An 11,790-nucleotide genomic window follows, 5' to 3' on the forward strand; every position below is an offset into this window, starting at 1 on the left:
TGCGGTCTCACGGCTTCAGGCCGGTGATCTGATCCGCCCGCGCCTCGACGGCGTTCAGGCGCGGCGTCCAGTCGGCGACCACCTCGGCGATCTCGGCGCCCTCGGGATAGTCGGCCCGGTCCCAGACGATGGCGCCCTTGCCGAAGGGCAGGGGCAGGACCGCCTTGTCCCAGCTGTTCAGCCGGATCGCCGGACTGCACGACAGGCCGATGAACAGCACCGGCGCCTTTGACAGTTTGGCCATCAGCGGCAGGCCCTCGGCCATGACGTTGACCGGGCCGCGCGGGCCGTCGGGCGTGATGGCCAGGGCGCCGAGCTTCAACTGCTTCAGCCCGTCGCGCAGGGCCTGGGTGCCGCCCTTGGCCTTTTCCGCCTTGTCCTTGTTGGCCGACGATCCGCGCACGGCGGGGAAACCCTGACGCGCCACGGCCTTGGCGATGAACTCTCCGTCCGCCGACAGCGAGATCAGGGCCTTGGCCGGCTGCGCCCGGTCCAGCGGCCAGCACGCCGGCGACAGGCCGATGCGCGAATGCCAGAAGACGCACAGCACGCCCCCGCCCTGCGCCCAGACCGCCTCGGCGGCCTGTTGGTTCTCGTGGGTCCAGCGGATCGTGGAAAAGCAGAACTGCATCCACTTCGCCAGCGTCCAGGCCAGGGCCGACTGGACGACCGGATTGCGAAGCGGCCTCACGCCACCGTCCCCACCTCGACCGGCGCGCCGTCCAGCGACTGCTGACGCGCCAGACGGGCGTAAAGGCCGCCACGGGCCACCAGGGCGTCGTGCGATCCCTCTTCGACCACCTTGCCGGCCTCGATCACATAGATGCGGTTGGCGTTCTTCACGGTCGACAGGCGGTGGGCGATCATCAGGGTGGCGCGCCCTTCCATCAGCCGCTCCAGCGCCGCCTGGACCAGGGCCTCGCTCTCGGTGTCCAGGGCGCTGGTCGCCTCGTCCAGCAGCAGGATCGGCGCGTCCTTCAAAAAGGCGCGGGCGATGGCGATGCGCTGGCGCTGACCGCCCGACAGTCGCAGGCCCGCCTCGCCCGCGCGGGTGTCGTACCCTTGCGGCAGGGCGACGACGAAGTCGTGGGCGGCGGCGGCGCGGGCCGCGTCCTCGATCTCTCCCTGCGTCGCGCCGGGGCGGCCATAGGCGATGTTGGCGGCGATGGTGTCGTCGAACAGGAAGGGCTCCTGCGTCACCAAGGCGATATGGTCGCGCAGGTCGTGGATACGCAGTCCCCGCACGTCGCGCCCGTTGATCGTCACCGCCCCGCCCGTCACGTCGTAGAAGCGCGGCAACAGGCTCAGGATCGTACTCTTGCCCCCGCCCGACGGCCCGACCAGCGCCACCGTCTCGCCCGGCGCGACACGCAGCGACACCTCGTCCAGCGTGGGCGCGTCCGTCCCGGCATAGGCGAACGACACGCGCTCCAGCGCCACCTCGACCGCACCCGGCGGCAGGGGGGCGGCGTCGGTCGCCTCGCGGATTTCCGGCTGGATGTCCAGGGCGGCGAACAGGCGGCGCGCGGCGGTGAAGCCCTCGCTCATCACCGTGGCCAGATTGGTGACTTGCCGCAGCGACTGACCGGCCGCCAGCAACAGGCCGATGAAGGCGGCGAACCCGCCCACCGTCATCTCGCCCGACTGCGCCCTCCATCCGGCGTAGGCCATGACGGCGGCGACGACGACATAGGCCACCATGTCGCTGGACGGGCCGGCGAAGGCGCGGGCGTTGGCGCCCTTGATGACGTGGCGCTGGCGGCGCGCGATCACCTCGGCGACGCGATCCTGTTCGGCCGCCTCGCGGTTCTCGATCTTGATCAGGCGAACCCCGTCCAGATTCTCCATCAGGGCGGTGGACAGGTTCTCGGTCTCGGCCATCGCCCCGACGGCGGCCTTGCGCGTCTTGCGCCCGAACCGGCGCAGCACCAGCGCGACCAGCGGCACGCCCAGCAGGACCACCACGGTCAGCTGCCAGTCGATCACCCCCATGTAGATCAGCACGGCGATCAGGGTCAGCAGGTTCTGGGTGTAGTTGACCACGCCCGAGGTGAAGGCCTCGCGCACCAGATTGGCGTCGAACAGCACCGAGGAAACGAAGCCGCCGGAATGCTGGCTACGCAGCCGCGCCAGGTCCGCCCGGATCATGGCCCCGAACAGCCGGATCTGGATGTCGCCCACGATGGTGTGGCCCAGACGGTTGACCAGCGCCGCCTGTCCGATGGCCGCCAGCGTCCGCACGACGGCGACGCCCAGTATGGCGGCGGGAATGACGATCAGGGCCTGATCGGCGGGAAAGCGGAACCGTCCGAACAGTTCGATCGGCTGATCTCCGCCCAGGAATAGGCCGTTCACGGCCGGCTCCAGCAGCTTCAGCAGGGCGGCGGTCAACAGGCCCGTCGTCGCCGCGCACAGGATCGACAGGATCAGCGATCCCTTGTGGCTGCTCAGATAGTCACGCCAGATCCGCGCCAGGAGGGCGCGAAGGGGCATGGAGGGGGCGGGTTCGCTCATCGGCCTTCGGTCGTCCGACCCGCCCCTCAAGTCAAGGCTTGTCGGGCGCCGGGACCAGCGGGCGGCCCGGTTCGTCGGCGCGGATCAGGGTTTCGCCCGGCGCGTCCTCGCTCCTGACGGACGGGGCGACGGCGGGGTCTGAAGCGTAGCGCCGACCGTCGAACGCCACGGCGATCTCATGGCTTCCGCCCATCCCGCCGCCGACGACCTGAACGCCTAGATCGCGACGGCCGTGGCTCTCGCGTTCCAGCAGACGGATGGGCGCGCGCACCCCGCCGATCTCGCCGACCGACCGATAGGTCCGGCCGGCGCGGTCCAGCACCAGCAGGCGGCATCCGCCCGCACCGCACCCGTTCGGCCCGGTCAGATAGACCAGCATCGTCCGCCCGTCCGGCGTCAGGGCGGCGGCGTAGCGGGCGGCGTCCGACGCCCCGTGCGCCCGTTCTCGCAGATAGGCGATCAGGCCGGGGTCTTCCGGCGGCGGGGTCTGGGCCAAGGCTGCGCCCGTCGCCCAAGAAGCGGACAGGGATGCGGACAGGGCCAGGACGGCGGCGATCATCTTCGGCGAGGGCGTTCTCTTCGGCATGGAAATCCAACGCCCGAACGCCTGCACGGTTGAAGACGGCGCGCGGCTTTTCTAACTAGGGGGCTGCGGGTTCGCCCGCAGTGTTCTCAGGGCGGGGCGAAATTCCCCACCGGCGGTAAGGCGGCGACGCCAAGCCCGCGAGCGCTCTCCCCGCCAGGAGAGGTCAGCAGATCCGGTGCGATTCCGGGGCCGACGGTATAGTCCGGATGAAAGAGAACGGGACCAAACGCCTCGCCGGCGTTCGCCGCCCCTCGCCGGGCGGCGGCTCGGCGCGTCGTCGCCCGTAACCCTGGGGAAGCTGGTTACGGAAAGGACGACCATTGAACCAGATTTCCTCGCCCGGTCCCGCCGCCGCCTCAATGGGCGCGCTGTCGATGCTGTCGGCCAGCCTGGTGTTCGCCGCCGCCAATACGATTCAGTCGATCCTGCCGCAGCAGTTCGGCATGAGTTCGACCGGCATGGCCTTCTGGCAATATCTGATCGCCTCGGTGCTGATGGCGCCGGTCGTGATGCGGATCGGGCTGGGCAAGCTGAAGACCCGCCATCCATTGGCGCACCAGGCCCGCGCCTTCGCCTCGGCCCTGGGTGTGCATGTGTTCGTCTATGGCTTCGCCTCGGGCGTGCCGATCTGGCAGATGGTGACGCTGCTGGCGACGGGGCCGCTGTTCGTCATCGTCGGCTCGACCCTGTTCTTGGGCGAGCGGGTGTCCGGCGCGCGGCTCGGCGCCGCCCTGGCCGGCTTCGTCGGCGCGGTGGTGGTCTCGGGCGTGGGGGGCGAGCGGCTGGACTGGCCCGCCCTGACGCCGATCCTGGCCGCCGCCCTGTGGGCCGCCACCGACGTCCTGACCAAGGCCCTGGCGCGCGAGGAAAGCCCCGAGACCCTGACCGTCTCCCTGCTGGTGCTGATCACGCCCAACCATCTGGCCATCCTTCTGTCGGCCAACGCCTTCGCCTTCGTCCTGCCGGCGGACGTGGCGACGGGCCTGCCGTTCGCCCTGCCGCAGGGGACCGGCCTGCTGCTCCTTCTGGCCCTCGGCGGGCTGACGGCGGCGGCGCAGTATCTGCTGGCCTGGGCCTACAAGCGGGCGGACGCGACCTATCTGCAGCCGTTCGCGGACCTGAAGGCGCCGTTGGCCGGCCTGATCGGCTGGTCGCTGCTGGGCCAGACGCCTTCGCCCTGGTTCTGGCCGGGGGCGGCCCTGATCGTCGCCGCCTCGGTCTTCATCTTCTGGATCGAGAGCCGCGCGCCGCATGCGCGGGCCGCCCCGGCCGTCGGGAGAGGATGACGCGGCGGTCCCGGATCGCTATCTGGCCCACATGTCGCGTTTCGATCTCACCACCGCCTGGGGCCGGTTCAAGGCTCACTGGCACTATTTCTGGGCGGACCATGCGTTTCTGCGCCTGGCCTTTTCCAACGCCCACTGGCTGGGACCGGACCTGGTGCGCACCAACCAGCCGTCGCCGCGCCAGCTGGCCTATTGGAAGTCGAAAGGCGTCAAAACCGTCATCAACCTGCGCGGCGAACGCGACGAGGGCTATTACTGGCTGGAGAAGGACGCCTGCGACCGGCTGGGTCTGACCTTGATCGACGCCCCGCTGGATTCGCGCGATCCCCCGCAACGCGACCGCATCCACCGCGCCCGCGACCTGTTCAGGACGATCCAGTATCCGGTGCTGATCCACTGCAAGTCGGGCGCGGACCGGGCGGGGATGATGGCGGTCTTCTATCGCCACTTCCATCTGGGCGAGCCGATCTCGGTCGCCATGAACCAGCTGTCCAAGAAATACCTGCACTCGCGCGAGGGGCTGACGGGCGTGCTGGACTATACGCTGGAGAAATACGTCGCCGAGGTCGAGCCGCGGGGGATCGCCTTCATCGACTGGATCGACAGCCCCGACTACGACCCCCAGGCCATCCGCGCCGCGTTCAAGGCCGGCTGGTGGGGCACGTTGCTGACCGACAAACTGCTGCGGCGGGAGTAGGGGGCCAAGCCGCCCAACGTCGTCAGCCTCGCTGGGTCAATCAACAGGCGCTGTCACAGCAAGATCGGCAGTCTCGGGTATTGCTGTCCAGACTACACCGGCTAGCTCTAATCGAGTGAAAATATCCCCGCCTGCCGACCATCCGTCAGGCATGTGCTGCCGCACGCCAGGGCCGTTCAAACGCACAGCTTCATCGGGCGTGACATAAACGATCTTCAGGTGCTGCAGAATGAAAGCGGCCATCTCCTCGACGGTGGCTTCGCTGTCGCTATTCTCAAGCATGGAGTGGCAGGCTTCCACGATCACCCGCCGAGGAACGACATGTTCGCGATAGGTGGCGCCGATCGCGACTGACCGTCCAACGATCACTAGGTCGTCAGGGATCAGGGGCGGATTCAGCAGTCGGGTGTCAGAGTTCCCCTTCTCTTGCCACATGCCGCGAATATGCATCGCCACGCGGCGCGCGGCCCGGTGTAAGCGTTCTTCTCGTGTATATTCCCGCCGCATGTGATCCGTCTAAATCCTGTTTCTATCGGGATGGACGCTGGACCATCTGCTCTCGGGATAAGGTGGCGAGATCGGCAGGCGCGCGCATTTAGGCGAGAATTCAGCCCCAGGGGCCGGTCTTGTCGCCTTCGCCACGCTCGCGCGCCTCGGCGGCCAGTTCGGCGTCGCGCCGGGCCTTTCGGTCGGCTTCCCACTTCTTGAACCAGCGCGCATAGTTCATCTTGTCGCGCAGCGAAAAACTGAACAGCGCCAGCACGGCCAGCAGGCTGATCAGTTGAAAGGTCTGTTGCGGTTCCAGATTCATGGTCGTCCTCGACTATGGACCGAAACGTCGGATCGGGGCGCCGGTTCGGTCGCCCCGACGTCGCACGCCCCGATGTCGCACGTCTGACGTCAGTCCTGGGCCGCGTCGGCGCGCGGGTCGATCAGCTTGTGGGCGTGCAGGATGAAGTAGCGCATGTGGGCGTTGTCCACGGTGGCCTGGGCGCGGGCCTTCCACGCCTTCTTGGCCTCGTCGTAGCTGCCGAAAGCGCCGACGAATTCGACCTGCGACAGGTCGCGGAAGGTCGGTTCGCCGAGGTGACGCAGCTCGCCGCCGATGACGATGTGCAGAAGCTGGGGCGGGACGGTGTTTTGGTCGGGCATCGACAATCCAGGCGTTGGGGGAGGGGGCTTTGCGCGCGCAATAGGCCGAGAATGGCCTCGGATCAATGCGGGCCGGGGTTTTTCCGCCCTCGCCTCAGGTCGAAAACGGCACGTTTTTACAGCGCTGCACGATCATCGGCTGGATCAGGGGGGCGGCGCAGACCAGGCTGGCCTGGCGCGGGTCGGGCCGGTTGAAGGCCCAGGGGCGGCCGTGATGGTCGCTGACCCTGGCCCCCGCCTCGGTGGCGATCAGCCAGCCGGCGGCCACGTCCCAGTCCCATTTGGGCGTCAGGGCCAGGGCCGCGTCGAACGCGCCCGACGCCACCAGCGCCATGCGATAGGCCAGGGCGTTGCGCTTCTCGAACCGCATCGGCGGCCACGGCTCCTCGAACCAGGGCGCCTGGATCAGCCGCGCGTCGCCCAGGACCGAGGCGTCCTCCAGCGTGTCGACGTCCGAGGCCTGGATCGGCCGGCCGTTGCGCGTCGCCCCGCCCCCGCGCACGGCGGCATAGGTTTCCTCGACCTCGGGCGCATGGATGACGGCGGCGACGACCTGACCGTCCTCGACCACGCAGATGGGCACGCACCACCACGGCGTCCGCTTCATATAGGCGACCGTGCCGTCGATTGGATCGACCACGAAGATGCGCCGTTTCGACAGCCGCTGCGGCGAATCCGCCGTCTCTTCCGACAGCCAGCCATAGTCGGGCCGCGCCGCCAGAAGCCGGTCCTTCAGCATGGCGTCGACCTTCAGATCGCCGCTGGTGACGGGCGAACCGCCGGGCTTGGCCTGGGTCGTCAGCCCCGCCTCGCGCTCGGCGATGGCCAGGGCGCCCGCGTCGATGGCGGCCTGGCGGATCAGGTCGAGGTCGGCGTTCAGGTCCGTCATTTGCCGGCGATGGCCACCGCGTCGAACATCAGACTGGGCACGTTGAAGCCACCCCGGAACTCCAGGTCCGAGCCCCGCTCGATCCGCAGATAGAGGTCGGTCAGCTTGCCGGCCACGGTCACTTCGCTGACCGGATAGGCGATGACGCCGTTCTCGAACCAGAAGCCGGACACCCCGGCGGACCAGTCGCCCGTATTGCCGTTCAGCGACGGCCCGAACATCGACGTCACCAGCAGGCCCGACCCGGCATCAGCCATCAGGCCCGCCAGATCGCGCTCGCCCGGCTCCATATGCAAATTGTGGGTCGAGACGCCGGACGGCCCGGCCAGGCCCCGCGACGCATGGCCCGTCGACTGCAGGCCCAGTTGCCGCGCCGAGGCGCTGTTCAAAAGCCAGGTGGTCAGGACGCCGTCGTCGAACAGGGCGCGTCGTTCGACCGCCACGCCCTCGTCGTCGAACGGCGTGGACCCCATGCCGCGCGGGCGGAACGGATCGTCGATCAGGGCGACGCCCGGCGCGAACACCGGCTGGCCCAGCCGGTCCTTCAGGAAGGAGGTGCCGCGCGCGATCGACGGACCCGATATGGCCCCCAGCGCCGGCGACACGATCTGGCCGGCCATCCGGTTGTCGAAGATGACGGGGGCGGTGGTCGAGGCGATCTTTCGCGGTCCCACGCGAGCAATCGCCCGCTCGCCGGCCGTCCGCCCGATCCGTTCGGCGCCGGGCAGGTCGGACAGGTGGCGGGTCGACCGGCTCTCGCCGCCGCGCTCCATCGCCCCGTCCTTTTCGGCAATGACCCCGACGCCCAGCGAGAAGGCCGACCCCTCATAGGCGCCGTCGAACCCGTGCGACGTGACCAGCCGCCAGCGGCTGGAGGCCCAGGAGGCGTGACCGCCCTCGGATCGCGCCACGCCGGTCACGGCCAGGGCGGCGGCCTCGGCCTCGGCGGCGGCGGCTTCCAGCGCCTCGGCGCTGCGCTCGGTGGCGTCGAACAGGTCCAGGTCGGGCAGGGGGCCGCGCGCCAGCCGGTCCTGCGGCGCCAGACCGGCGTGGGGGTCTTCGGGCGCCAGTCGCGCCATGGCCACCGCGCGCTCGACCAGCCGCGCCCGGGTCGCGGGCGACAGGTCCGACGCCGACACCGACGCCTGGCGGCGGCCCACGAAGACCCTCAGGCCCAGGTCGCGCGATTCCTCGCGCTCCACATCCTCCAGCCCGCCGTTTCGCACCCCGACCGACAGGGAGCGGCGGTCGGCGCTGACCGCCTCCGCCGCGTCGGCGCCGGCCTTCAGCGCGGCCTGGACGATGTCATTCAGAAGATCGGCGGAAACGGAGGCGTCAGTCATGCCCCGATATGGCGGACGGCCCGCTGCACCGCAACCGCGTCAGACGACGGCGAAGGCGATCAGCCCCACGGCGGCGGTCAGCAGCGCCACCCAGGTCAGCAGCATCCCAACCACCCGGCCCAGCGACGGCCCGGTCTGTAACAACAGGCCCAGGGCGTGGCTGATCCGCCCGGCCAGCAGCGTCGCCCCAACCCCATGCACCATCCAGGCGGGCGCGCCGACGGCGGCCAGCAGCAGCATGGCGATCATCCCCGGCGTCGCATATTCCACCAGATTGCCGAAGGCGCGGCTGGCCGCCATCAGGTCGGCGTTCCCGCCGTCGCCCAGCGACACCATGTGCTTGCGCCGTCCGCTGACCACGATGCCCGACAGCACCAGCATCATCAGGATCAGCAGACCGCTCCACAGGGCGGCGGCCTGTATGGCCAGCATCAGCGGCGAACTCATCGATCAGTCCTCGCGCCCGACGGGATAGAGCAGATAGTGGTCGTCATAGAAGGGCGTCCGTTCATAGAACCAGGCCAGACGCGCCTGCGGATCGGCCGCGAAGGCGGGATCGGCCGCCAGCCTGGCCTCGAAGGCGGCCTTCAGCGCCGGATCGGCGGCCAGCATCTTTTCGGCCAGCGGCGCGATGGCGTAGGCCTCGATATATTCGACGCGGCTCATGACCTCGGGGAACATCCCCCAGGCGAAGAAGCTCTCGCTGGACTGCGGCTCCAGCAACAGCACCACGATGTCGCCCAGCGGCTGGTCGGTCGACACGCGCACCGAGCCGGGCGGGTAGGTCCAGTCGCGTTTCTCGACCTCGACCGTCTTCACCGAGGCCTGGACGTGCCCCTCGTTGGCGCGCGTCGCCAGTTTGGGTTCCACCAGACGCAGCATCGACAGATTGACCGTGCGCGGCGCCGCCAGCGTCTCCATCTCGACCCCGTGCGCCTTCAGCCGCTCGATGATGTCGGTGCGATAGCCGGGAATCCAGTAGGCGGCCGGGCGATTCAGCATCAGGCCCGGTTTGGAGCCATAGAAGGGCATCTGCCAGATGTCGGGATCGGGCCGGCCCAGCCAGCGGATCTCCTTCCGGCCCGAGGCGGGGCTGTCGTACATTTCGTACAGCACGCCCTTGAACGGACGGGTGGACGACGGCGCGTCGTCGGCCTCGAAATTGGCGGGGATTTCGGCGGGACGCAGCGCCCTGTCCCGATCGGTCGCGGCGCGCAGGGCCGAACCCTTGTCGGCCAGCAGCCGCATCGCCTCCTCGATGAAGACATAGGCGCCCAGCACCCGCTGCTCGTGCGGTTTCAGGCTGTGGTTCTCGATCAGGATCGTCGGCACATGGGCCGCCGCCCCCCAGCCGTTGGAGAACCGCTCGCCCAGGCCGCCGTCCGACAGGCCCTTCTTCGGATCGTCGTCGTCCAGGCCGAACACCAGCTCGCCGGGGATATGGCCTTCGCGCTCCAGCGCCGCGTTCATCGCCGGCTTGAACACCGTATCCAGCCAGGCCGAGCCGTGGGGCGAGCGGCTGAACGCCCCGTCCTCGCCGTTGAAGCCGAAGGTGACGTCGTACTGATAATCCATGCCGTCGGTGACATGGACGTCCACATACAGGTCCGGCCGGTATTTCAGGATCAGACCCCGCACCGCCCGCATCTCGGGCTGGTCCAGCTTCAGATAGTCGCGGTTCAGATTCTGGTTGGTCGCGGTGTTGCGCCAGCCCTGGATGCGCGGCCCGCGCTGGTTGGGGCGGGAATAGGCGGATGCCCGCTCATGCCCGTCCACACTCAGGATCGGGATCAGGATCAGATTCACCCGGTCCAGCAGGGCGTCCTTGCCATAGAAGGCGATGTCGCGAAGCAGCATCATGCCCGCGTCCTTGCCGTCGATCTCGCCGGGGTGGATGCCGGCCTGGATCATCAGCACGGGCTTGGCCGGATCGAAGGCGGCCCCGTCCTTGGAGGCGATCACCGCATAGATGGGCCGTCCCTCGGGCGAGACGCCGAACTGTTCGATGCGGATCAGGTCGCTGGCCTGATCCAGCCGGTCGAACCAGGCGCGGGTGTCAGCGTAGTTCGGCGAAAAATCATGGGCCGGATCGGCCTCGAACGCCGTGACCCAGGGATCGGACGCCCCCCGCAACAGCGCCCTGGACGCCCCGTCCCACGGCAGGATGGGCGGCAGGAACGGCTGGTCCCAGGGGGCGGCGTTGGGACGCGACGCAGGCGGGGTCTGGGACATGGCGGGGCTCACGCTACAGGCAAGGGCGGCGACCAGCGCCGTGACCAGAAAAGGGGATCGCATAGCCCCTTCGTGAGCCGATTGCCGCTGTGTGACAAGTTTCAACCGCGCCAAGCTTGGCGGTTCGCCGATCCGTCCCCGTCACGGACGCCGTGACGGGGACGGGGTCGCGATCAGGACGGCATTTCGACGTCGTCCATCCGGTCGATGGCGCTGTTGTAGTCGCTGACGATGCTCTCGCGCTCGTAGTCCGACTTGCTCTGCTTGTAGTCGCGCCACGAGCCGATCATCGAATCCAGCCGGTTGGCGATCGAACTGAACTCGGACTTGTTCGCCGCGTCGGTCGCCATCTTCGTCTCGGCCTCGCGCACCTTGGCTGTCGCCTCGACCAGGCCGGGCAGCAGGCGGTCGGCCTCTTCCGGCTTGTCCTCCAGGACGGCGGTGGTGAAGTGATCGGCCTTCTGCATGGCGTCGACCAGGCTGGCCTCCGCCGTATGGCCGGACTTGGTCAGGGCGGCGATCTGGGCGGCGTTGCGCGCGCGCTGGTACTCCGACAGGGCCGCATCCAGTTCGCCGATCCCGGCGAGCGAGGCCTGATAGGCGGCCATCAGGGCCGGGTGCGCGGCCTTGGCCTTGGCCAGGCCGTCGTCGCGATAGGCGCGGGATTCGAAATAGGGGGTCAGCGTCCTCCATTGCGCCAGCAGGGCCTCAAGCTGCGGGATCAGCTTGTCCACCGCCGCATCGGCGCGCTGGCTCTTGCCGCCGCCGGACAGGGCGCGCGCCTCCTTCAGCTTGGCGATGGACTGCTCCAGCGTCGTGATGTTCTCGGGGAAATAGATCGAACTGCCGGGATCGGCCGCCGGCACGTTCAGCTTCTCGTATTTGCCGAAGTTCTCGGGCACGCCCCAGTGTTCGTCGATCAGCTTGTTGAAGGCTTCGGTGTAGAGGCCGAACTTCTGCTGCGTGGCCTCGTCGCCGGAGGCGGCTTTCACGGATTCGGTTCTGCCGTTGGGGCCGGGCTTGCCGTCGCCCTGTCCGCAGGCCGCCAGGCCCATCGTCATCGCGCAGACCAAGGCCATCGCGCTAACCGC

The 11,790-nt window shown here is 68.9% G+C and carries 13 protein-coding genes and 1 riboswitch; of the genes, 2 read left to right on the top strand and 11 right to left on the bottom strand.

The features are described 5' to 3' along the window. Positions 1-7: 7 nt before the first annotated feature. From SH203_RS05360 to SH203_RS05370, 3 genes are read right to left on the bottom strand one after another with little or no spacing between them, the layout of a single operon-like run. Positions 8-691: a lysophospholipid acyltransferase family protein gene (locus tag SH203_RS05360; RefSeq protein WP_087119827.1), complete on the bottom strand. Its 684-nt coding sequence runs from the start codon at positions 689-691 to the stop codon at positions 8-10. Continuing rightward, complete coding sequence (locus SH203_RS05365; RefSeq protein ID WP_087119828.1) at positions 688-2,514, bottom strand: ABC transporter ATP-binding protein; 1,827 nt, start codon at positions 2,512-2,514, stop codon at positions 688-690. Before SH203_RS05365 ends, SH203_RS05360 begins: the two co-directional genes overlap by 4 nt. A gap of 31 nt (positions 2,515-2,545) precedes the next feature. After that, complete coding sequence (locus SH203_RS05370) at positions 2,546-3,100, bottom strand: hypothetical protein (protein ID WP_143275687.1); 555 nt, start codon at positions 3,098-3,100, stop codon at positions 2,546-2,548. A gap of 78 nt (positions 3,101-3,178) precedes the next feature. Beyond that, positions 3,179-3,322, top strand: a riboswitch (FMN riboswitch). A 98-nt stretch (positions 3,323-3,420) separates the two neighbouring features. Between SH203_RS05370 and SH203_RS05375 the strand changes: the two genes are divergently transcribed. Further along, on the top strand, positions 3,421-4,386 hold the full coding sequence (locus SH203_RS05375; protein WP_087119830.1) for a DMT family transporter: 966 nt from the start codon (positions 3,421-3,423) through the stop codon (positions 4,384-4,386). A gap of 31 nt (positions 4,387-4,417) precedes the next feature. After that, the gene (locus SH203_RS05380) at positions 4,418-5,083 is read left to right on the top strand and encodes a tyrosine-protein phosphatase (protein WP_087120177.1); all 666 of its coding nucleotides are present in this window, start codon (positions 4,418-4,420) and stop codon (positions 5,081-5,083) included. 36 nt (positions 5,084-5,119) lie between these two features. Here the strand turns inward: SH203_RS05380 and SH203_RS05385 are convergent, their stop codons facing one another. From SH203_RS05385 to SH203_RS05420, 8 genes are all read right to left on the bottom strand, one after another. Further along, positions 5,120-5,590, bottom strand: coding sequence for a hypothetical protein (locus tag SH203_RS05385; RefSeq protein ID WP_143275688.1), 471 nt, complete (start codon positions 5,588-5,590; stop codon positions 5,120-5,122). Between the two features lie 100 nt (positions 5,591-5,690). Further along, positions 5,691-5,894 carry a hypothetical protein gene (locus SH203_RS05390; protein ID WP_087119832.1) on the bottom strand — a complete coding sequence of 68 codons (204 nt, stop codon included), beginning with the start codon at positions 5,892-5,894 and terminating at the stop codon, positions 5,691-5,693. Between the two features lie 89 nt (positions 5,895-5,983). Then, a complete protein-coding gene (locus SH203_RS05395; protein ID WP_087119833.1) occupies positions 5,984-6,235 on the bottom strand; it encodes a DUF4170 domain-containing protein in 252 nt (83 codons plus the stop codon). A 94-nt stretch (positions 6,236-6,329) separates the two neighbouring features. Then, complete coding sequence (locus tag SH203_RS05400) at positions 6,330-7,124, bottom strand: 3'(2'),5'-bisphosphate nucleotidase CysQ (protein ID WP_087119834.1); 795 nt, start codon at positions 7,122-7,124, stop codon at positions 6,330-6,332. Further along, positions 7,121-8,467, bottom strand: coding sequence for a TldD/PmbA family protein (locus SH203_RS05405; protein WP_087119835.1), 1,347 nt, complete (start codon positions 8,465-8,467; stop codon positions 7,121-7,123). Before SH203_RS05405 ends, SH203_RS05400 begins: the two co-directional genes overlap by 4 nt. 39 nt (positions 8,468-8,506) lie before the next feature. Next, the gene (locus SH203_RS05410) at positions 8,507-8,914 is read right to left on the bottom strand and encodes an MAPEG family protein (RefSeq protein WP_087119836.1); all 408 of its coding nucleotides are present in this window, start codon (positions 8,912-8,914) and stop codon (positions 8,507-8,509) included. Positions 8,915-8,917: 3 nt separating this feature from the next. Beyond that, positions 8,918-10,699 carry a M14 family metallopeptidase gene (locus tag SH203_RS05415; protein WP_200808822.1) on the bottom strand — a complete coding sequence of 594 codons (1,782 nt, stop codon included), beginning with the start codon at positions 10,697-10,699 and terminating at the stop codon, positions 8,918-8,920. A gap of 173 nt (positions 10,700-10,872) precedes the next feature. Next, complete coding sequence (locus SH203_RS05420) at positions 10,873-11,778, bottom strand: DUF3829 domain-containing protein (protein ID WP_159457539.1); 906 nt, start codon at positions 11,776-11,778, stop codon at positions 10,873-10,875. Positions 11,779-11,790 lie beyond the last annotated feature (12 nt).

The organism is Brevundimonas sp. SH203 (assembly GCF_002157625.1).
Taxonomy (GTDB): Bacteria; Pseudomonadota; Alphaproteobacteria; order Caulobacterales; family Caulobacteraceae; genus Brevundimonas.

Bases quoted from the DNA above. Each gene is read 5' to 3' on its own strand.
- SH203_RS05390 (WP_087119832.1), bottom strand. From the start codon at position 5,894: ATGAATCTGGAACCGCAACAGACCTTTCAACTGATCAGCCTGCTGGCC.
- SH203_RS05400 (WP_087119834.1), bottom strand. From the start codon at position 7,124: ATGACGGACCTGAACGCCGACCTCGACCTGATCCGCCAGGCCGCCATC.
- SH203_RS05385 (WP_143275688.1), bottom strand. From the start codon at position 5,590: ATGCGGCGGGAATATACACGAGAAGAACGCTTACACCGGGCCGCGCGC.
- SH203_RS05410 (WP_087119836.1), bottom strand. From the start codon at position 8,914: ATGAGTTCGCCGCTGATGCTGGCCATACAGGCCGCCGCCCTGTGGAGC.
- SH203_RS05380 (WP_087120177.1), top strand. From the start codon at position 4,418: ATGTCGCGTTTCGATCTCACCACCGCCTGGGGCCGGTTCAAGGCTCAC.
- SH203_RS05365 (WP_087119828.1), bottom strand. From the start codon at position 2,514: ATGAGCGAACCCGCCCCCTCCATGCCCCTTCGCGCCCTCCTGGCGCGG.
- SH203_RS05415 (WP_200808822.1), bottom strand. From the start codon at position 10,699: ATGTCCCAGACCCCGCCTGCGTCGCGTCCCAACGCCGCCCCCTGGGAC.
- SH203_RS05405 (WP_087119835.1), bottom strand. From the start codon at position 8,467: ATGACTGACGCCTCCGTTTCCGCCGATCTTCTGAATGACATCGTCCAG.
- SH203_RS05420 (WP_159457539.1), bottom strand. From the start codon at position 11,778: ATGGCCTTGGTCTGCGCGATGACGATGGGCCTGGCGGCCTGCGGACAG.
- SH203_RS05370 (WP_143275687.1), bottom strand. From the start codon at position 3,100: ATGCCGAAGAGAACGCCCTCGCCGAAGATGATCGCCGCCGTCCTGGCC.
- SH203_RS05395 (WP_087119833.1), bottom strand. From the start codon at position 6,235: ATGCCCGACCAAAACACCGTCCCGCCCCAGCTTCTGCACATCGTCATC.